Annotated in this window: 14 protein-coding genes and 1 pseudogene; 8 read left to right on the forward strand and 7 right to left on the reverse strand. The window is 64.6% G+C overall.

Going from position 1 to position 19299, the window contains the following annotated elements:
- Window positions 1-199 precede the first annotated feature (199 nt).
- Both Q8L25_RS00995 and Q8L25_RS01000 read right to left on the reverse strand, forming a co-directional pair.
- On the reverse strand, window positions 200-1921 hold the full coding sequence (locus Q8L25_RS00995) for a DUF6600 domain-containing protein (protein WP_308923141.1): 1722 nt from the start codon (window positions 1919-1921) through the stop codon (window positions 200-202).
- Between the two features lie 106 nt (window positions 1922-2027).
- On the reverse strand, window positions 2028-2666 hold the full coding sequence (locus tag Q8L25_RS01000; RefSeq protein WP_308923142.1) for a LysE family transporter: 639 nt from the start codon (window positions 2664-2666) through the stop codon (window positions 2028-2030).
- A 179-nt stretch (window positions 2667-2845) separates the two neighbouring features.
- Between Q8L25_RS01000 and Q8L25_RS01005 the strand changes: the two genes are divergently transcribed.
- The 8 genes and pseudogenes from Q8L25_RS01005 (at window position 2846) to ccoS (ending at window position 13263) form a co-directional block, all read left to right on the forward strand.
- Window positions 2846-3793, forward strand: a complete 948-nt coding sequence (locus Q8L25_RS01005; RefSeq protein WP_308923143.1) for a DUF808 domain-containing protein — start codon at window positions 2846-2848, stop codon at window positions 3791-3793.
- A 77-nt stretch (window positions 3794-3870) separates the two neighbouring features.
- Window positions 3871-4290, forward strand: a pseudogene (yiaA, locus tag Q8L25_RS01010) (inner membrane protein YiaA); the annotation flags it as partial.
- A gap of 130 nt (window positions 4291-4420) precedes the next feature.
- On the forward strand, window positions 4421-6481 hold the full coding sequence (locus tag Q8L25_RS01015; protein WP_308923144.1) for an EAL domain-containing protein: 2061 nt from the start codon (window positions 4421-4423) through the stop codon (window positions 6479-6481).
- Window positions 6482-6731: 250 nt separating this feature from the next.
- Window positions 6732-8396, forward strand: coding sequence for a methyl-accepting chemotaxis protein (locus Q8L25_RS01020; RefSeq protein ID WP_308923145.1), 1665 nt, complete (start codon window positions 6732-6734; stop codon window positions 8394-8396).
- A 22-nt stretch (window positions 8397-8418) separates the two neighbouring features.
- Entirely contained in the window at window positions 8419-9876 is a 1458-nt protein-coding gene (gene hemN / locus Q8L25_RS01025; RefSeq protein ID WP_308923146.1) for an oxygen-independent coproporphyrinogen III oxidase, read from the forward strand.
- A 9-nt stretch (window positions 9877-9885) separates the two neighbouring features.
- On the forward strand, window positions 9886-10638 hold the full coding sequence (locus Q8L25_RS01030; RefSeq protein WP_308923147.1) for a sulfite exporter TauE/SafE family protein: 753 nt from the start codon (window positions 9886-9888) through the stop codon (window positions 10636-10638).
- A 10-nt stretch (window positions 10639-10648) separates the two neighbouring features.
- Window positions 10649-13078, forward strand: coding sequence for a heavy metal translocating P-type ATPase (locus Q8L25_RS01035; protein WP_308923148.1), 2430 nt, complete (start codon window positions 10649-10651; stop codon window positions 13076-13078).
- Entirely contained in the window at window positions 13078-13263 is a 186-nt protein-coding gene (ccoS, locus tag Q8L25_RS01040) for a cbb3-type cytochrome oxidase assembly protein CcoS (RefSeq protein ID WP_308923149.1), read from the forward strand. The genes Q8L25_RS01035 and ccoS overlap by 1 nt, the downstream gene beginning before the upstream one ends.
- Here the strand turns inward: ccoS and Q8L25_RS01045 are convergent.
- The 5 genes from Q8L25_RS01045 to Q8L25_RS01065 form a co-directional block, all read right to left on the reverse strand.
- Window positions 13251-14723, reverse strand: coding sequence for a hypothetical protein (locus Q8L25_RS01045; protein ID WP_374694223.1), 1473 nt, complete (start codon window positions 14721-14723; stop codon window positions 13251-13253). The genes ccoS and Q8L25_RS01045 overlap by 13 nt on opposite strands.
- Window positions 14723-14929 (reverse strand): hypothetical protein, encoded by a 207-nt coding sequence (locus Q8L25_RS01050; protein ID WP_308923151.1) that lies wholly within the window; start codon window positions 14927-14929, stop codon window positions 14723-14725. Before Q8L25_RS01050 ends, Q8L25_RS01045 begins: the two co-directional genes overlap by 1 nt.
- 53 nt (window positions 14930-14982) lie before the next feature.
- A protein-coding gene (locus Q8L25_RS01055) for an IS3 family transposase (RefSeq protein ID WP_374694281.1) occupies window positions 14983-16094 on the reverse strand; the annotation gives its coding sequence in 2 pieces (ribosomal slippage) (window positions 14983-15884 and window positions 15884-16094; 1113 coding nt in all).
- Window positions 15976-18117 carry a hypothetical protein gene (locus Q8L25_RS01060; protein WP_308923152.1) on the reverse strand — a complete coding sequence of 714 codons (2142 nt, stop codon included), beginning with the start codon at window positions 18115-18117 and terminating at the stop codon, window positions 15976-15978. The genes Q8L25_RS01055 and Q8L25_RS01060 overlap by 119 nt, the downstream gene beginning before the upstream one ends.
- Before the next feature lie 84 nt (window positions 18118-18201).
- Window positions 18202-19242, reverse strand: coding sequence for a methyl-accepting chemotaxis protein (locus tag Q8L25_RS01065; RefSeq protein WP_308923153.1), 1041 nt, complete (start codon window positions 19240-19242; stop codon window positions 18202-18204).
- Between the last annotated feature and the right edge of the window lie 57 nt (window positions 19243-19299).

The raw sequence follows: 19299 nt of genomic DNA on the forward strand, positions 1-19299 counted from the left end.
CCAGCTGGGTAAGCTGGCCAAAACTATTTCGTTTGCACAAACAAAATAGCCGGAAAAATCGGTGCTGTCTTGCCGCAAGGCATTGCGCCGTGCTGCAATGACGCTACTGTAGACAAAACACCGACGCTTTACTTCCGGCATGTGACGAACTGCCAGTTTGGCGGCATGAAGCGCCTGAATCGCCGCCAGACGGTAACGCTCAGCGCTCCGCTTCCTGGATGCGGCCATTGTTTCTGCCCTGGCTGGGGCGTTCACGCGCAGGATTTCCGCGCTCGCCGCCACGCTCACCGCCGCGCTCGACACGCGGTTCGGCGGCGGGCCGCGGCGCGGGCATGGCGGGTGGTGGCGCCGCAGGCCGTGGCGCGGCCACCGGCGCAGCGGCGGCGGCCGGTTGCGGCGGTGGCCGGTTGCCACGGTCGCCACGGTCCACGCGTTCGGTGCGGTCCGGGCGTTCGATACGCTCCGGACGGTCGCCGCGTGGCCGCTCTTCGCCGCGCCAGGCCGGACGGCCCGGCTGGGCGATCGCATCCTGTACCGGCGGCAAGGCGGGTGCGGCGGGCATGGCGGGCGCCGGTGGGGCGGCCGGTGTCGCCGGCATGGCCGGTACGGCCGGGCGCCTTGGTTCGCGCACCGGCATGGCGCCGTCCTCCGTCTGCAAGCGTCCGGGCCGGTTATTCCAGTCGCGGCGCGGAAAATCGGGACGGTTCGTTTCGCGCGGCGGACGCTGTCCGCCGGCGCCGGGACCAGGCTCGGGCGCCGTACTCAGGGGCACATTGTGGATTTGCGGCGGCGGCATCGTCACGCCGTCGCGGCGACCTGGATTGCGGTCACGGTCCCGGTCGCGGTCCATCGGGGTGGGACGGCGGCCATCGGGAAGACGGTGCACGCGGTCGCCCGGCACATAACGGTCGCGCGGCGACAAGGGAAACCAGCCCATGCCGGGACCCGCCCCCGCGCCCGGGCGCGGTCCATGCTGCAGGCCCGGCCGTGGACCGTGATCGCCGCTGGCCCAGCCCACCAATGCCGGCGCCCAGGCGTTGCGGGTCCGTTCGCGGCCCGGCGCCCAGCCCCAGCGCTGGCCGACCTGCACCCAGCGGCCATAGTGCGACGGCGCATAGCCCCACGGCGCATTGTCGATCCAGGTCCAGCCCCACGGCGCGATCCAGCTCCAGCGTCCATCGCTGTAGGGCGCCCAGCCGACGGGCACGGCGCGCGGCAGCCACAAGGGGCCGTATTCGGCGCTTTCCTGCCATGCGCCATGGCGGTCCAGCTCTTCATAGCCGGTCACGTCTTCGGTGACATAGCGCAGCGCCGGCGAGGCGGACACCACCGTTTCGGGCCAGCTGTCAAAGGCGATGCGCTGCAACGGCCCGGTGCGCAATTCCTCGTCCGTCAATTCGGCACGCTTGCCGGCGCGTAGCATCACGCTGGCCGTGCTGCCGTCGACGTCGGCCGCGCCTTCGAGCACGCTGACGACGCTGGTGCCGGGCGGACGTTCGGCGTCTATCCGCACCCAGCCTGGCTGCGTCAGCACCACGCGCGCCTGGGCGGTGGTGATTTCCAGGCCGCGCAGGGCGTCCGGATTGCGTACCCGCACGCTGGCGCTGCCGTAACCAAGGTGCAATTTGAAACTGTCGTCATCGAGCTGCGTCACTTCCAGCTCGGAATCGCCGTCCAGGCGCACGGCGGCGCCGCCCACGCGAAACTCGGCCAGCGCATTGCGCCTGGTGGTGATCAGGTTATCGGTGCTGACCGGCCAGTTCAGCAGGGCGTCCTGCGGCGCGCCATCGCCGGCGCGCACCAGCACCTGCCCTTCGACCGTGGAAATGCGCCCGACGCGCTCGGGGGAATCGGCCAGCGCCGGCGCGCCTGCAGAGGACAGCACGAGGGCAAATACGGTATTCAGGAAAGTCGGACGCATGATGGCGCTCCAGTCAGGGACAACAATCAAAGGTGGCGTGGATACTGATTACAGCCCGATGCGCGCGGCGCCACAAGCCGGCTTACAAATCATTGCAACTGCTACATCATGATGCATGCGCGCCGCGCTTGACGAAAAACAGCGCCGCGCCGACCGCCATCAGCAGGCCGCCAAAAAAGCGGTTCTGCTTCCTGACCGCCCTGGCGTCGCGAAAAAAGCGCTGCATCGACGAGGCCAGGTAGGCATAGCTGTGCATGACGATCAGGTCGATGGTGCACATGGTCACGGCCAGTATCAGCAGCTGCGGCAGCACCGGCGCGGCGGGACTGATAAATTGCGGCAGCACCGCCACCATGAAGATGATGCCCTTGGGATTGGTCACATTGGTCAGGAAACCGGTCAGCACGCGCCGGCCCATGCCCGGCAGCACGGCGGCCGCATGCAGGTCGCCGGCCACCGCGATCTTCGCGCGCCACTGCGACAGCCCCAGCCAGATCAGGTACAGGGCGCCGACGGTTTTCACGATATTGAAAGCCACTTCCGAGGCCAGCAGCAGGGAACCGACGCCGGCGCCGGCGATGAACAGCACTACCAGCAAGCCCATCTGCAGGCCGAGGATGGTGGCGCTGGTCTTTTTCACGCCGTACGACAGGCCGTGCGACATCGACAGCACGGCGCCGGAACCGGGCGAGACGGCGATGATGGAAGCGGCAAGGACAAAGGCGATCCAGGTGGCAAAGCTCATGCGAAATCCAGAAAGGAGAAGAAGACGGCGATTTTACCGCGCCGCGTGCGTCGCTGCCGGCCGGGCTGGGTTAAGATCATGCCACCTCCTTTCTTGCATCTCAACCAATAAGAACATGATGAACATTCCCCTTATTTTATTGTCGCCATTCGCTTCCACCACCCTGGGAGGCGATTGAAATGGCCGGCTCCAGCCTGTTTGCCCTGCTCGACGATATCGCCAGCATCCTCGACGATGTTTCCCTGATGACCAAGGTGGCCGCCAAAAAAACGGCCGGCGTGCTGGGCGACGACCTGGCCCTGAACGCGCAGCAAGTGTCGGGCGTGCGCGCCGAACGCGAATTGCCGGTGGTGTGGGCGGTGGCGGTCGGCTCGCTGAAAAACAAGGCCATCCTGGTGCCGGCCGCGCTGGCCATCAGCGCGTTTGCGCCGTGGGCCATCACGCCGCTGCTGATGGTGGGCGGCGCCTACCTGTGCTTCGAAGGCTTTGAAAAGATCGCCCACCCGTACTTGCACCCGGACGACAGCCACAAGGCCGAGCTGGCCGAGGCGCTGCGCGACCCGAACGTGGACCTGGTGGCGCTGGAAAAAGACAAGATCAAGGGCGCCGTGCGCACCGATTTCATCCTGTCGGCCGAAATCATCGTGATCGCGCTCGGCACGGTGGCCACCGCCACCTTTGCCGAGCAGGTGGCGGTGGTGGTCGGCATCGCCATCATCATGACGGTCGGCGTGTATGGCCTGGTGGCCGGCATCGTCAAGCTCGACGACGCCGGCTTCTGGCTGGCCGCGCGCAAGGGCGCCGGCGCGCTGATGGATGGCGTGCGCGCCTTTGGCCGCATGCTGGTGGCGGCCGCCCCCAAGCTGATGAAATTTTTATCGGTGGTCGGCACCCTGGCCATGTTCATGGTCGGCGGCGGCATCCTGACGCACGGCTGGCCGTGGGCCAGCAACCTGCTGCACCAGATGGAACATGCGGTGGCCGGCGTGGCGGTGGCCGGCGGCGTGCTGGCGGCCATCCTGCCCAGCGTGGTCAACGCCATCGTCGGCGTGATCGCCGGTGGCCTGGTGCTGGCGGTGGTCAGCGGCGTCCAGGCTTTGTTGCGCATGGTCAAGCCCGCCAAATGAACTTTCTGGTCTGATCAGGTGGCAGCCGCAAGCGTGGCTGCCTTCCGCATCCCTTTTAACCACCTCAGGAGCCTAGCATGCCGCAACCAACCTTCCAACGTCCGAGCAGCGCCTTTGTCGGCGCCTCGTGGGCCGCGCTGCTGATCGGCGCCGTCACCTATCTGGCGGGCCTGTGGAACGCCGGCATGGCACTCAATGAAAAAGGCTATTACTTCACCCTGCTGATGTATGGCCTGTTCGCCGCCATTTCCCTGCAAAAATCCGTGCGCGACCGCAGTGAGGGCATCGCCGTCACCGGCATCTATTTCGGCCTGTGCTGGATCTCGGTGCTGCTGGCCTTGCTGCTGCTGACGGTGGGCCTGTTCAACGCCACCATGCAGAACAGCGAAAAAGGCTTTTATGCCATGTCATTCCTGCTGAGCCTGTTTGCGGCGGTGGCGGTGCAAAAAAACGTGCGCGATGTCGCGCAAACGGCCAGCGCCACGCCTGACGAGTCCGCCAGTGCGCCGCCCCCCCTGAACCGGCCGGGAACTAAAATCCGCTTTGCCCCTCTATCTGTTTTTATGAGGGGACGGCGTGATGGGGGACCAGCAAAAACGTTTGCAAATGGCACTGGATGCGGCGCACATGGCGATCTGGGATTCGCACATCGTCGGCGGCCAGGTGATCGACGGCACGGTGACCTGGTCGGCGCGGGGCGCGGCGCTGCTGGGGGTCGCTGAACGGCCGCTGACGCAGTCCTTCCGCGATTTTCTCGCCTGCGTGCATGCCGATGACCGCGACCACGTGGTGCAGGTGCTGCAGGACGGCGTGCAGCGGCATGGCGCCTACGCGCTGCAGTACCGCGTGGTGTGGCCAGACGGCAGCGAACGCTGGCTGGCGGCACGGGCCCACGCCTTCATGGACGCCAGCGGCCAGCCCGAACGCACCCTGGGCATCATCTGGGACATCACCGAACACACGCAGCAGGAAATCATGATCGCCGAACGCAAGGAACTGGCGGAAGTCACGCTCAGTTCCATCGGCGACGCGGTGATGACCACCGACCCGCAGGGCAAGACGCGCTACCTGAACCGCATGGCCGAGCAATTGACGGGCTGGACCACCCAGCTGGCGCTGGGGCGCGATATCTGGGACACCATGCCGCTGGCCGACGAGCACACCGGCGCGCCGCTCGAGCACGTCGCCGTCAAATGCCTGCACCAGCGCCAGGCCATCGCCACCTCGGCGCATACCAACCTGGTCACGCGCGACGGGCGCCAGATCGCCATCGAGGATTGCGCCGCGCCGATCTGGTCGCGCGACGGCGAGATCCTCGGCGCGGTGGTGGTGTTTCGCGACGTCAGCCATGAACGCAAGCTGAGCCAGCAACTGTCGTGGCAAGCCACGCACGACCACCTGACCGGCCTGATCAACCGGCGCCATTTCGAACAGCTGGTGGCCGGCGCCCTGCACACGTCCAAGGAGCAGGGCCATGTGCACGCGCTGCTGTACCTGGACCTGGACCAGTTCAAGGTCATCAACGATACCTGCGGCCACAGCGCCGGCGACGTGCTGCTGCAGCTGCTGGCCAAGCTGCTGCAATCGCAGATGCGCGACAGCGACATCCTGGCGCGCCTGGGCGGTGACGAACTGGGCGTGCTGCTGCCGCACTGCCCGATGGAACATGCGCGCCAGATCGGCGAACAATTGCGCCAGTCGATCCGCGATTTCCATTTCGCCTGGGATGGCCGCAATTATGAGCTGGGCGTGAGCATCGGCATGGTGGAAGTCAACCAGGACAGCAAGTCGCTGAGCGAACTGCTGATCGCCGCCGACCAGGCCTGCTACCTGGCCAAGGAACAGGGCCGCAACCGCATCCACGTGTACCAGGAAGCCGACGTGATGCTGGCCCAGCGCCATGGCGAAATGCTGTGGATTTCGCGCCTGAACGAAGCGTTCGAGCAGCAATATTTCCGCCTCTACGCGATGCCCATCGTGCACCTGCGCGAGGGCCAGGAAAGCCACGACGAGGTGCTGCTGCGCATCCGCAACAGCAAGGGCGACCTGATATTACCCGGCGCCTTTATCCCGGCCGCCGAGCGCTATGACATGATGATCTCGATCGACCGCTGGGTGATCCGCGCCGTCTGCGCCCATATCCAGAGCATCCGCGACAGCCTGGCGCCGGTCGAGGCGCTGGTGGAAGAACGCCGCCGCGCACCGGCCCTGTATTCGATCAACCTGTCGGGCATGTCGCTGGCCGACACCGGCTTGCAGCATTATATTACCGAGCAATTCGTGCAATACGCCATCGCGCCCGAGCAGATCTGCTTTGAAATCACCGAAACGGCGGTCATCGCCAACCTGCCCAAGGCGCAGGTCTTCATGCGCAAGCTCAAGGCGCTGGGATGCCGCTTCTCGCTGGACGACTTCGGCGCCGGCTTTTCCTCGTTCGGCTACCTGAAAGCCTTGCCGGTCGACTACCTGAAGATCGACGGCGTGTTCGTGCGCGATATCGCCGCCAATGCGATCAACCGCGCGATGGTCAAGGCCATCAATGAAGTGGGCCACGTGATGGGCCTGAAAACCGTGGCCGAATACGTCGAAGACGAAGCGACGCTGGCCGTCATCCGCGAACTGGGCGTCGATTATGCCCAGGGCTACGCGGTGGGCAGCTTGCGCCCGCTGGTGGCCGGCATGGATTGAAGCGCCAGCTACGCCAACTTGCCAAGGCCATGGTCACTATGGCGGTAGCGGCCAAACCTCCTCCTCTGCAAAAATGACTAGCCGTGTCTGCGCGCCGTCAAATTACCCACTCCAATTTTAAGGATTTTGATCTACATCAATAAATTTGCGCTGGCGACTCCTTACACTGATCCACGTTCTTGCAATCCTGCAAGCTTTATTCAATAAACGCGTCCGACTGCCGTTCGACGCACCTGTCCGGGAAGCCGTCATGCGCCAGAATTTGCCAGTTACCAACCGTGAAACCCTCGTGCTGGAAGACCAGGCCATCGTCTCGAAAACGGACATGAACGGCAACATCGTGTATGTGAACCCGTATTTCAGCCAGGTCAGCGGCTTTACCGAAGCCGAATTGATCGGTTCGCCGCAGAACATCGTGCGCCACCCGGACATGCCGGCCGAGGCGTTTGCCGACATGTGGGCCTCGCTGCAGGCCGGCACGCCGTGGACCGGGCTGGTGAAAAACCGCTGCAAGAACGGCGACTACTACTGGGTGCGCGCGAATGTCACGCCGATCCGCGAGGCCGGCCAGACCATCGGTTACATGTCGGTGCGCGTCAAAGCCGACAAGGATCAGGTCAAGGTGGCCGAGGAAGCCTATCATGCCATCCGCAACCAGGAGGGCGGGCGCATCGTCATCAAGCACGGCCAGATCGTGCGCCCGGGCCTGGCCCACGTGCTGCACAAGCTGACCCATATGTCGCTCAACCTGCGCATCTGGATGGCGACCAGCGCCGTCAACTGCCTGCAGTTGCTGGTGTGCGCCATCACCCTGTTTGCGGCGGGCGGCGCGGCGACCAACTACGGCATCTTCGGCGCCACCCTGGTCGGCTTCCTGATCAACGTCTTCCTCTGGTACACCCTGCGCACCTCGGTGCTGCAGCCCCTGAACAAGGCGCTGAACGGCGCGCGGGCGATTGCCGCCGGCGACCTGTCGGGCAGCTTCGAGACCGACAGCACCGACGAAGTGGGCCAGCTGCTGCGCGCGCTGCAACAGATGAACAGCAACCTGATCGCCACCATCCGCGACGTGCGCATCAATGTGGAAACCATGGCCGTGGCGACCAAGCAGATTGCGGCCGGCAATATGGACCTGTCGGGCCGCACCGAATCGCAGGCCGCCAGCCTGGAAGAGACGGCGTCGAGCATCGAGGAATTCTCGTCGACCGTCAAGCAGAACGCCGACAACTCGATACAGGCCAGCGACCTGGCCGTGGCCGCCTCGAAGGTGGCGGTGCAGGGCGGCGAGATCGTCGCCGACGTGATCACCACCATGGATGACATCAACGCCTCGTCGAAGAAGATCGTCGACATCATCGGCCTGATCGAAGGCATCGCCTTCCAGACCAATATCCTGGCCTTGAACGCGGCCGTGGAAGCGGCGCGCGCCGGTGAACAGGGCCGCGGCTTTGCGGTGGTGGCTGGCGAAGTGCGCAACCTGGCGCAGCGCTCGTCGGTGGCGGCCAAGGACATCAAGCAGCTGATCGATATTTCCGTCAGCAAGGTCGGCGCCGGCATGGTGCAGGTCAACCGCGCCGGCACCACCATGGAACAGGTGGTCAGCTCGGTGCAGCAGGTGACGGCCATCATGCAGGAAATCTCGATCGCCTCGCGCGAGCAGAGCATCGGCGTCGACCAGGTCAACACCGCGATTGCCCACATGGACCAGGTGACGCAGCAGAACGCGGCGCTGGTCGAGGAAGCGGCGGCGGCCGCCACCCGCCTGTCGGAGGAAGCGGCCAGCCTGTCGCAGGCCGTCAGCCTGTTCAATTTCGGCAAGATGCCGCCAGCGCGCCGGGTCACCCTGACCGGCAAGGGCCGCGGCGGCGCCGCCAACGCCGGCAAGAACGCCGGCCTGAAACGCCTGGCCGCCTGAACTTTACAAGAATCGATCCATCATGACCACATTACTCAGCAATGCTTCCGGCGAACTCGACGCCGTCGTCGAATTCGATCCTGTCATTATCGGCAAGATGAGCCAGTCCGGCCCGCGCTACACCTCCTACCCGACCGCCGACCGTTTTACGGCCGATTTTGGCTACGGCAACTTCCTCGAAGCGGTAGCCGCGCTGCGCATGCGCGGCGGGCGCCGGCCGCTGTCGCTGTATGTGCACGTGCCGTTCTGCGACACCCTGTGCTACTACTGCGCCTGCAACAAGATCATCACCAAGGACCGCAGCAAGGCGGCCACCTACCTCAGCTACCTGAAGCAGGAAATCGCCATGCAGGCCAAGCTGTTTGCCGGCATCAACCAGATCGAACAGCTGCACTTCGGCGGCGGCACGCCGACCTACCTGAGCGAAAAGCAGATGGACGAGCTGATGGCGCACCTGCGCCAGCACTTCGACTTCGCACCCGACGCCGACGGCGAATATTCGATCGAAATCGATCCGCGCACGGTCTCGCGCGAACGCGTGTTTTCGCTGCGGGCGCAGGGCTTCAACCGCATCAGCCTGGGCGTGCAGGACTTCGACGCCGAGGTGCAGAAGGCCGTCAACCGCATCCAGCCGGAAGCGGAAACCGTGGCCGTGATGCAGGCCGCGCGCGACGCGGGATTCCGTTCCGTCAGCATCGACCTGATCTACGGCCTGCCCAAGCAAAGCATGGAGACCATGACGGAAACCCTGCGCAAGGTGATCAACGCCAGCCCGGACCGCATCGCCCTGTACCACTACGCGCACATGCCGCATCTGTTCAAGCCGCAGCGCAGGATACTGGACGCCGACATGCCCGACAGCGCCACCAAGCTGGCCATGCTGGGCCTGTGCATCGCGCGCCTGACGGCGGCCGGCTACGTGTATATCGGCATGGACCATTTCGCCAAGCCGACCGACGACCTGGCCGTGGCGCAGCGGCAAGGCCGCCTGCACCGCAACTTCCAGGGCTATTCGACGCGCGCCGAAGCGGACCTGATCGCCTGTGGCGTGTCGGCCATCAGCTCGGTGGGCGCCGTCTACAGCCAGAATGAAAAAACGCTGGACGCGTATTACGAAAAACTCGACGAAGGCGTGCTGCCGATCGCGCGCGGCATCAAGCTGGAAACGGACGACATGCTGCGCCGTATCATCATCCAGATGCTGATGTGCAATTTCGAACTGTCGATCGCCACCATCGAGCAATCGCATCCGGTGATCTTCCGCAGCTACTTCGCGGCCGAACTGGAAAAACTGCGCGAACTGGCGCGCGACGGCCTGCTGGTCATCGAGGAAGACTGGCTGACGGTGACGCCGAAAGGGCGTTTGTTGATCCGCAATATCTGCATGGTGTTCGACCGCCACCTGGCCGAAGCGCGCGCCAAAGCCGCGCTGGTGTCACCGGACGCGCCGCAGCCGCTGCGCTACTCGAAAACGGTGTAGCGCCGCGCCATGAACGCCTTCAGTTTCCTGCCGCTGTTTATGGTCGGCCTGGCCGGCAGCGTGCACTGCATCGGCATGTGCGGCGGCATCATCGGCGCGCTGTCGGTCGGCGTATCGACGCCGGCGCCACGCGCCGTGATCGCCATCCACGCGCAGCGTGCGGTATCGGACAGCCATGCCCTGCGCGTGCTGGCCTATAACGGCGGGCGCATCGGCAGCTACATGCTGGCCGGCGCCTTGGCCGGCGGCCTGGCCGGCGCCGGCATGGTGCGCATGGCGTCCTTGCAGGTGGCCGGCTACTGGCTGGCCAACCTGATGCTGGTCGCCCTGGGCCTGTACCTGATGGACGCCTGGCGCGGCCTGGCGCGGCTGGAAGCGGCCGGCAACCTGGTGTGGCGCCGCGTGCGCCCGCTGCTGGCGCCATTGATGCCGATGGATACGCCCTTGAAAGCGCTGGCCGTCGGCGGGCTGTGGGGCTGGGTGCCGTGCGGCATGGTCTACAGCGCCTTGCTGACCGCCATGATGGGAGGCTCCGCCGTGCATGGCGCGGCCGCCATGGCCGCCTTCGGCCTGGGCACCCTGCCGACCCTGCTCGGCATGGGCCTCTTGGGCGCGCGCCTGCGCCGGCAACTGCAGCGCCGCCCGGTGCGCATCGCCAGCGGCCTGCTGGTGCTGGGCTTTGGCTTGCTGGGCCTGCTGCGCGCCGCCCATGGCGTCTCGCTGGGCTGGCTCGACGCCCTGTGCGTGGCGCCCCATCCATGAAAAGTCGCTTATGAACGCCGTATTACAATCGACCGACTGCTTCCACTGCGGCTTGCCCGTGCCGCCCGGTTCCCACTGGAGCGTCACCGTCGACGAGCTTGAGCGCGCGATGTGCTGCCCCGGCTGCGAAGCGGTGGCGCAAACCATCGTCGACATCGGCCAGAGCAAGTACTACACGGAGCGCGACGACTACGCCGCCAACGCATTTGGCGCCACCCTGATGCCGCCCGAGCTGCGCCTGTACAGCAATGACGATGCGCAGTTCGCGCGCGACGCCAGCAGCTGCGAAGCGACCCTGTCGGTCGAAGGCATACGCTGCGCCGCCTGCGTCTGGCTGATCGAGCGCCAGCTGATCCGTTTGCCCGGCGTGCAGGCGGCCAGCCTGAACGTCGCCACCGAACGCCTGTATGTGCGCTGGAGCAAGGCGCAGTGCGAGCCGGGCGATATCCTGCAGGCCGTGCGCCAGGTCGGCTACACGGCCTATCCCTACGACGCCGTGCGCCATGGCGAGCAGTTGCAAAAGGCCAGCAAGACCCTGGGCCGCCAGCTGTTCGTGGCCGGCCTGTCGATGATGCAGGTGATGATGTATGTGGCGCCGTCCTACCTGGCGGCCGAAGACGGCACCCTGGACCCGGACATGGCCACCCTGATGCGCTGGGCCAGCCTGATCCTGACGCTGCCGGCCATCTGCTATTCCGCGCTGCCGTTTTTCCAGGGCGCCTGGTCCAGCCTGCGCGCGCGCACCCTGGGCATGGACGTGCCCGTCACACTGGGCATCCTGGCGGCGTTCTTCGGCAGCCTGGTGGCGACTTTCACGGGCCAGGGCGAGGTGTATTTCGACTCGGCCACCATGTTCATCTTCCTGCTGCTGTGCAGCCGCTACTTCGAACTGCAGGCGCGCCGCAAGGCCGCCTCGGCGCTGGAACGCTTGCAGCATGCCTTGCCCGCCTCGGCCACCCTGCTGCCGGGCTTTCCCGACAGCCGCGCCACCGCCATGGTGCCGGCCGGCAGCCTGGCCGTCGGCGACGTGATCCTGGTGAAACCCGGTGAAGCGGTCGCCGCCGACAGCGTCATCATCGAAGGCAACAGCGCGCTCGATCTGTCGCTGCTGACGGGCGAAAGCGCGGCGCAGCGCAGAAAAACCGGCGAACAGGTGCCCGGCGGCGCCATCAACGCCAGCGCGGCGCTGCTGCTGCGGGTGCTCAAACCGGCCCGTGACAGCACCTTGTCCGACCTGCTGAAACTGATCGAACGGGCCGGCAGCGGCAAGCCGCAGATCGCGCAGTGGGCCGACAAGGTGGCCGCCTGGTTCGTGCTGGGCCTGCTGCTGTTCGCCGTCGCCGTCTTCGCCTTCTGGAGCTGGCACGATCCGTCGCAGGCCTGGCCGGTGGCGATTGCCGTACTGGTGGTGTCGTGTCCGTGCGCCTTGTCGCTGGCGACGCCGACGGCGCTGGCGGCGGCCACCGACAGCCTGCTGCGGCGCGGCGTGCTGATCGTCCAGCCGCATGTGCTCGAAACCCTGCACCGCGCCACCCATATCGTGTTCGACAAGACGGGGACCCTGACCCTGGGCCGCCCGGTGCTGCGGCAGATCGACAGCCTGGACACGCTTGACGAACACGCTTGCCTGCAGATCGCCGCCGCGCTGGAAACGGGCAGCGCCCATCCGCTGGCGCAAGCCATTTCAGAGGCGGCAGGCAGCATCGAGCACGGCCACGCGCAGCAGTTGCAGGAAGTGCAGGGCCAGGGCCTGGAAGGAATCATCGACGGCGTGCGCTACCGGCTCGGCAATGCGGCGTTCGTGGCGGCGATCGCCGGCCCGCCGCTGGGCGACACGGCGCTCGGCGTCGACGGCATGACGCCGCTGTACCTGGGCGCGCAAGGGCAGTGGCTGGCGCGTTTCCTGCTGAGCGATGCGCTGCGGCCGGAAGCGCGCGAGGTGGTCGGCTATTTCCAGCGCCATGGCAAGCAGGTGGTGCTGCTGAGCGGCGACCAGGAAGCGCTGACGCAAGGCGTGGCGCGCGAGCTGGGCATCGCCACCGCCTGCGGCGAATGCCTGCCCGATGAAAAACTCGATTTCGTGCAGCAGCTGCAGGCCACCGGCGCGGTGGTCGCGATGGTCGGCGACGGCATCAACGACGCCGCCGTGCTGAGCGCGGCCGACGTCTCGTTCGCCATGGGTTCGGGCGCCGCGCTGGCACAGGCCCATGCCGACACGGTGCTGCTGTCGAGCCAGCTGCGCTCGGTGCTCGACACGGCCAGCACGGCCGCGCGCAGCATGCGCATCATCCGCGAAAACCTGGGCTGGGCCACCTTGTACAACCTGACCGCCATTCCCGCCGCCGCGCTGGGCTTTCTGAACCCGTGGCTGTCCGGCGTCGGCATGGCCGCCAGCTCGGCGGTCGTGATCGCCAACGCGCTGCGCCTGAGGAAAACCTGATGGAGTCCTTGTACCTGCTCATTCCGCTCAGCATCGTGGTGGTCTTTATCGCGCTATGGGTCTTCTTCAAGGCCTCCGACGGCGGCCAGTTCGACGACCTGGTCGGCCCGGGCATGCGCGTGCTGCAGGACGACGACACAACGCCGGAAAAACCGGCGCAGCAGCAAGCGGATCAGCGCGAGTAACCCTGCGAACCGGGCCGCGCATCGTAACGCCGGCCCCACCAGGGCAGGAACACGGTATTGCCACCGCGCGCGCGGAACCACGGCGCATCATGGTCGACCGGCCGCACCACCGCCGGCGGCGCCACCACCACGGCGCTCACCTGCCGCGCGTCGCTGGTGCCCGTTACCAGCACCGGTCCGCCCACATGATTCGCATAGGCAATGGCCAGTGCCACGTTCGTCAGCGCCGTGCCGGCGCCCGTCTCGCCCAGCAGCGCCGGCAGATTGAAGCTCTGCTTGTTGAAATCGAATTCCGGCAATTGCTCCGTCACGCTTTGTGCCAGCGGACCGATGCGTTCGGACGAGGCCGGATACGTGACGCCGGCGTCGTGGATCAGATAGCCGATGGCGGCCTCGCTGGTCTGCGCATTGGTCGCAGCCTCTTCGATGGCCTGGCTCCACGCCTGCACGATGCGCGGAGATTGTCCCTTTTCCGCCTTGAAATCGGCCACCGCGCGCATGACGGGAAAGCCCAGCCACGCCAGCGGCGCACGCCCGGTCTTGTAGCCGGGCCCGGCCAGCACCAGCAGCACCATGTTTTCATTGATTTGCTCATCCTTGGGCGGAAAGCTCGGCGCATCCCAGCTCATCACCCACACGGTTTTGTCCGGGTTGGCCTGCAGATACGCCAGGCCGGCCGTCAACGACGCAAAGCCGGCATTGGCGCCACCCATGGTGACGCGCACATCGGGCGGGGTGGCGGTGGTCCAGGAGTCGGGGAAGGAAGTATTGCCAATGTCGAAAGCATCAGTGATCGTTTCAACCATATATTTTCCCGCTTCGATTGGATCGAGGCGTCCTTCAGGCAAGGCATACTCGACATGGATGCCGGCCAGTTCTCGCCGTGTGGATTTGTCGGTCAGGGAATGGGCATTGTAAAAATACTCTGCGCTGGAAAAATAAATGTCACGAAAACGGTAAATCAGCTCCGTCACATATTTGTGATGGTAACCGTGGAAGGTTTCCTCGCCGTCATTACCTGCAGCAATCATGCCGATCGATTGCACCTTGCCAAAGCGCACAGGATTTTCTTTCACTTTGGCATCATCCTTGTTCGGCTTGGCCAGACCGAGTGTCCACAGCAGTTGCCATTCGGTTGGATAGTCGCGCCGCTGCAGCGGATTCAACCACTGCACGCCCACCACTTGCGCCATGTATGGCCGTACTGGCGAGGTTGGTGCGGGTACGGTAGCCGGTGTTGCTACAGTTGCTCTGCTGGCACAGGCTGACAGAAAGAAAAGGAACGTAAGCGCCAGCAGCGCTGGCAACAGCAATAATCGTTTCATCAATATTCCTTCTCGAAGAGACTCATCGAATGGCGTGGCGTGTGTTACAGACCAGAGTGCAATAGAAAAGGCAAGACCGAATACCAGCAGACTCCAGCCAAGCCGGCGCGGTAAGGTAGCAATCAACGTGCGCATCAGGAGGTCTCCGGCCGCTGGTACATGCGTTCGTCTTCGATCTCGGACGGCATGGCACCGGTGCTTCCACCGCTACGTACCCAATTAAGCAATGACAATTTTTTGAACAGTCCAGACACAAAATACTCATTAAATATTTTCTGCGGATTGTTATCGCCGAGACCATTTAGCAATCGCCAGTCTGCTGCAATGCGCAGTTTTTTCATCGCCTCCTCGCTGATCAGACTGAGGTGTACTGTCAATAGCGGACACTCTTGTTTCAAGCCACCCGCGGCTGTTTGCTGAATTTTTCAGCGAACAACGCGGGCGGAACATTGCCAAGGCGCGAATGGCGTCGCTGGCGGTTGTAAAAGCTTTCGATATATTCCTGTATTGCGGCTTTCGCGTCGGCCCGGGTCGCGTAACGTTGATGGTGCACCAGCTCGTTTTTCAGGGTGCCCCAGAAGCTTTCCATGGGCGCGTTGTCATAGCAGTTTCCTCGGCGCGACATGGACGGCTTCATGCCGAACTGCGTCACCAGTTTCTGATAGTCGTGGGCGCAATACTGACTGCCACGGTCGGAGTGGTGAATCAAGCCCGGCGCGCGGCGTTTGTTGCGCACGGCCTTCCACAGTGCTGTTGCCGTCAGCGTTTGCGTCATGCGCTCGTCCATCGCGTAGCCCACCAGCTCGCAGGTGAACACGTCCTTGATACCGGCCAGGTAAAGCCAGCCCTCGCCGGTCGCCACATAGGTGATGTCGGTCACCCAGGCTTCGTTCGGCCGGGTCGGCGCGAAAGTCTGATTGAGCAGGTTGTCGGCCACCGGCAGGTCATGATTCGAGTTCGTGGTGGCCTTGAACTTGCGCTTTTGCTTGCAGCGCAGGGCGAGCTCGCGACGCAGACGGACGATACGATCACGGCCGGCCGGAAAGCCTTGCGCCGTCAGTTCCGGCTGCATGCGCAACGGGCCATAAGTCTGCCGGCTCTGCGCGTGCACGGCCTCGATGGCGACCTTCAGGCGTGCGTCGTCCTGCGCCCGCTGCGACGGTTTGCCGTTCGACCAAGCGTAGAAACCGCTGCGCGAGACGCCAAAGACGCGGCACATGATGGTGACAGGAAATTCGAGTCGCAAGGTCTTCATGACCGCGTACTTGGCAGCGACTCCCGCGCAAAGTACGCTGCCGCTTTTTTTACGATATCGCGCTCCATGCGTGCCTCGGCAAGCTCTTTGCGCAGCTTGGTTACCTCAGCCTCAAGCTCCGGCACGGAGCGGCTACCAGGGGCTACTTTGGGCGACGTGCCGCGCCTTGCCGCACTGACCCAGTTCGCTAGCGTGCCCTTGGGAATGGTGAGACGCAACGCGGCGTCTTCCAGCGTCAGGCCTTGTGTCAGGACCAGTTTTACCGCTTCTTCCCGAAGCTCCGGTGTGTATGTTGTTGAGCGTGTCATAAGTTCTCCAGTTGGTGAAGTTTACCAAACTAGAGTGTCCGAAAAAGTCAGGGTACCTCAGACTCACCCCGATCGCCACGTCATACGCCAGCGCCATTTCCGCATGCGCGCCGTTCGTCAGAATGGTGGAATGGTCGGTGGCATGGGTATCGCAGGTGGCCGCCAGTTGCGCCTGGATTTCCTGCCTGCGCCAGTGTCGATATTCGGGCGTGGCGGTCGACAGGTCGTCTTCCATGCTGACCTTTTCGCCATTGCCATACCGCTTTTCGCGCCGCGCCTTCATGCGCAGCCGGGCGTGATCCTCGTAGCGCAACACCGCCTCCGTATCGCGGTTGCCGGCCGGCGGGGCGCCCAACTCCTCGTCCGCATAGGGATCGTCCACGTCGCGCACCTTGCCGGCATGGCGGTGCGTGGCGGGTGGGTCGAGATCCTGGTCGAATTGCGCGCTGGGCGTGCCGAAACGCACGGCCTGCGGCAAAAAAGTGTTCGGCAGCGCAGGCGCATTGACGGGAATGCGCCAGTCACCGGGCGGCACGGCGTGGATCGGGATGCTCAGCCACTTCATCAGTTGCGAGGTGGCGGCGGCCGTGCGCACGGTGGCGGCCTTGCCCGCGGCGCTGGTATTGGCACGCACGCCCTTGTTCGGGTCGTATTTTGAGATCGGCGAATGGGGAAACCAGAAATCAAGGCTGCCACGCTCGGGCTGCCGATAGTGGTTGCTCCAGTAGTCATAATTACCCTGCTGGCCCACCGGGTGGCCCTGCGCAAAGACACGTTGGCTGAACACGCCATCGCCGCGCGTGCCCTGGATCTCTTCGGCGCTGAGGCCTAGCCAGCCGATGCCCTGTATCGGCGTGGCCGAGATCACCTGGTCATGCGGATTGCAATACAGCGTGACGCGGCCGCGCGTCGACCGCTGCGGGCCGCAGCCATACATGGCCTTGTCCTGGTCCAGGCTGAAATCGTGTTTCTGGTTGTCCGCCATGCGGCTCAGGCAGGGATCGACAGGGGGTTCCTGCGCCTGGCCGCGCACGATATCGAAGAAGGCCGCCAGCGTCTTGCGGCGCGCCTTGCCGCTTTGCCGGCCGACATTGCCGTCGACATCACGGACTTGCCCCTGCAGCCAGCCTTCGGTGTCGTTCCGGCGCAGCAGGCTGTAGGGCGGGTTGCACAGCACATAGGTGTCGGCCACGCAGCGGCCGGCCTTTCCCACCGCATCCTGGACATTGGCCATCTTATTACCAAGAAATGCCGCCGCCATGCCCACCATATTGCCCTGGCTATGACAGACAATGGTAATCGGTACGTCGGCCTGTTCCTTGCGGATCGCTTGCACCAGATGCGCCAGGCGCAGCGCGGCCAGCACGAAGTAGGGACGCGGCGGACAGGCATACACGATGCGGTCGTTGACGGGGTTCAGGTGCTCGATATGGATCCACAGGAACAGGGCGTCCGACAGCCCCTCGCCCCACAGATCCGGCAAGGACGAGCAGCCATTGGCGAACGGGCCGCCGCCCCAGTAATCGTGTTCGTTCAGGTAGACCGAATCGCCATAGTGCTGCAATTCAGTGGCGCTGGCCTTGTAGCCCCAGCGGAAGTGGATCACCGGCGAGAAATGCGCTTGCGGCGCGATGAAGGTGCTGGCCGTGTAATCGGGATCGACGTAACCGTCATCTGTCAGCTCGCCTTTGTAGCGCACCGGCGTCAACTGCCCGGCTTGCGCCGTGGCATGGCACAGGTGCTCGTCGCAACGCTTCATGCGTGTATTCAAGCCCTTGCACAGGCCTTCCTCCGCCGCGCGGTACCACTCGCCGTCGGAATTGACGCCGTGCACGAAGATGACGATGCCGGGGGACGGCATCTGCTGCACGCACGTGAGCAGGCTGTGGCTGTACAGGCAAGTGCCACTGAAGCGCCCTACGACATAATTGGCGGCATCATCACCCGGGTTGCTGGCATCGGTCATGGCAAGCCTTTGAAGTAACTGGACTCACCACTGTAAGGCGTTGCTTATATGCACTTGTTAAGCCAAATCAATCATGAAGCCAGATCAATTGCGCGTCTCCGCCCGCTGGCACACCACCCCATACCAGCCCAGTCCCTTGTACGTTTCGTAGCCCGGCGTGGCGGCGAACGAGACGGTCATGCCGCCGTCCTGGTAGAAGCCGGCACGGCGCTGGTCGGGGCGCAGCGGGAACACTTCGGTGAGCACCCCCTCGCCATCGGAACTGGCCAGCACGCGAAACGAAGAATCGAGGATCATGCAGCGCGTGCGCGCCCATTCCGCGTCCGTCAGGCGCACGCCCTTGACCACCGCTTGCGCCTGTGGCGCCCAGTCGAAAAAGATCACCAGCGCGCCCAGCACCTTGCCGTGCGTCGCGCCGCCTTCGCGGATCGCCGTCGCATAGGTGGCCACCTGGGCGTTGTGCAGCAGCGAGGTGGTGCACACGTCATCGGCCACATACTCCTCGCCGCTGACCGTGTTCAGCGCCGCCTTGAACCAGGGCGCCCTGGCGACGTTGCGGCCGGCCACCGGATACTGCTCGGGGCGGCCGCTGGCGACGATCATGCCGTCGGCATCGAGCACCCAGATATCCTTGTAGACCGTATAGCTGTCGAGGATCACCGACAGGCGCCGCGACGCATGCGCGCGCGCCGCCGCACCCGCATCACCGAGGCACTCCACCAGCGCCGAGTCGGTGGCCCACCAGCGCACGTCGCACGAGCGCTCGTACAGGTTGCGGTCGATGATGTCGATCATGTTCAGGGCCAGGTCGGCGCAGCGCTGGCCTTCATGCGACTGCATGCGCCCGATCATCAGGTCGCCGAGCGCGGTCAGGCTCGACAGCGAGCCGACCAGCTCCCGGTTCAGGCTGTCGGTCACTTCGCCGATGCGTTGCGAGACGTGCTTGACCTGGTTCGCCACCACGGCAAAACCGCGACCGGCGGCGCCCGCCCGCGCCGCCTCGATCAGGGCGTTGAGCGCCAGGAAATTGGCTTCGCGGTTGATGTCATTGATGTCACCGATCTTGCTGGTGGCAAGTTTACGGACCTGGTGCGTGAGATCGACGATTGCCTGTGGATTTGCCATGTGGACGCCCTCCTTTTTGAATTAACAGACATGCAAAAAGCGGGCCAGCAAATTAAA

The organism is Janthinobacterium sp. J1-1, assembly GCF_030944405.1.
Taxonomy (GTDB): Bacteria; Pseudomonadota; Gammaproteobacteria; order Burkholderiales; family Burkholderiaceae_D; genus Janthinobacterium.

Coding starts and splice junctions, on each gene's coding strand:
- Q8L25_RS00995 (WP_308923141.1), bottom strand. CDS start 1,921: ATGCGTCCGACTTTCCTGAATACCGTATTTGCCCTCGTGCTGTCCTCT.
- Q8L25_RS01000 (WP_308923142.1), bottom strand. CDS start 2,666: ATGAGCTTTGCCACCTGGATCGCCTTTGTCCTTGCCGCTTCCATCATC.
- Q8L25_RS01005 (WP_308923143.1), top strand. CDS start 2,846: ATGGCCGGCTCCAGCCTGTTTGCCCTGCTCGACGATATCGCCAGCATC.
- Q8L25_RS01015 (WP_308923144.1), top strand. CDS start 4,421: ATGGCGATCTGGGATTCGCACATCGTCGGCGGCCAGGTGATCGACGGC.
- Q8L25_RS01020 (WP_308923145.1), top strand. CDS start 6,732: ATGCGCCAGAATTTGCCAGTTACCAACCGTGAAACCCTCGTGCTGGAA.
- hemN (WP_308923146.1), top strand. CDS start 8,419: ATGACCACATTACTCAGCAATGCTTCCGGCGAACTCGACGCCGTCGTC.
- Q8L25_RS01030 (WP_308923147.1), top strand. CDS start 9,886: ATGAACGCCTTCAGTTTCCTGCCGCTGTTTATGGTCGGCCTGGCCGGC.
- Q8L25_RS01035 (WP_308923148.1), top strand. CDS start 10,649: ATGAACGCCGTATTACAATCGACCGACTGCTTCCACTGCGGCTTGCCC.
- ccoS (WP_308923149.1), top strand. CDS start 13,078: ATGGAGTCCTTGTACCTGCTCATTCCGCTCAGCATCGTGGTGGTCTTT.
- Q8L25_RS01045 (WP_374694223.1), bottom strand. CDS start 14,723: ATGCGCACGTTGATTGCTACCTTACCGCGCCGGCTTGGCTGGAGTCTG.
- Q8L25_RS01050 (WP_308923151.1), bottom strand. CDS start 14,929: ATGAAAAAACTGCGCATTGCAGCAGACTGGCGATTGCTAAATGGTCTC.
- Q8L25_RS01060 (WP_308923152.1), bottom strand. CDS start 18,117: ATGACCGATGCCAGCAACCCGGGTGATGATGCCGCCAATTATGTCGTA.
- Q8L25_RS01065 (WP_308923153.1), bottom strand. CDS start 19,242: ATGGCAAATCCACAGGCAATCGTCGATCTCACGCACCAGGTCCGTAAA.